Source organism: Streptococcus oralis (assembly GCF_001579175.1).
Classification (GTDB): domain Bacteria; phylum Bacillota; class Bacilli; order Lactobacillales; family Streptococcaceae; genus Streptococcus; species Streptococcus oralis_O.
In genome coordinates, this window is record NZ_KQ970770.1 from 1 (window position 1) to 651 (window position 651).

The 651-nt window shown below is 41.9% G+C and carries 1 protein-coding gene; it reads right to left on the reverse strand.

Going from position 1 to position 651, the window contains the following annotated elements:
• Positions 1-106: 106 nt before the first annotated feature.
• Positions 107-651 (reverse strand): dihydroorotate oxidase (locus tag SORDD24_RS10570; RefSeq protein ID WP_081103595.1); only part of this gene is annotated, 545 nt, incomplete at its 5' end.

Consider the following 651-nt stretch of genomic DNA (forward strand, 5'->3'; position numbering starts at 1 on the left):
CCGAACCAGTAAATAAGGTCAGGCTAGATAAGTTTGATAGAGACAAGTTTTGACTCTCTTCTATGGCTAGCATCTTCTCTCCTTTCTTCTTGTTTTTCTATTTCATTTAGTCAATATAGCGCAATTTCCCACGGAAATCTTCTAGGTTCTCGTACCCTTTTTCCGCCATAATTGCTTTCAGTTCATTGGTAATGCGCTCAAAAGCTCCAACGCCTTCCTTGTGGAGTGTCGTTCCTACTTGCACCATACTAGCACCGCAGAGGATGTGTTCAAAGGCATCACGACCCGTTAGAACACCACCCGTTCCGATGATTTGGATTTGAGGATTTAAACGTTGGTAGAAGGCGTGCACATTAGCAAGAGCGGTTGGTTTGATATATTCTCCACCAATTCCACCGAAACCATTTTTAGGACGAATAACAACCGACTCTTCTTCAATATAAAGGCCGTTTCCGATAGAGTTAACACAGTTAACAAACTTGAGCGGATATTTGTTGAAAATAGCAGCCGCTTGGTCAAAGTGGACAATATCAAAATAAGGTGGCAACTTAATTCCAAGAGGTTTGGTAAAGTAGGCAAATACCTCTGACAAGATACGGTCTGTTGTCTCGAAATCATAAGCAATCTGAGGCTTTCCTGGAACATTTGGAC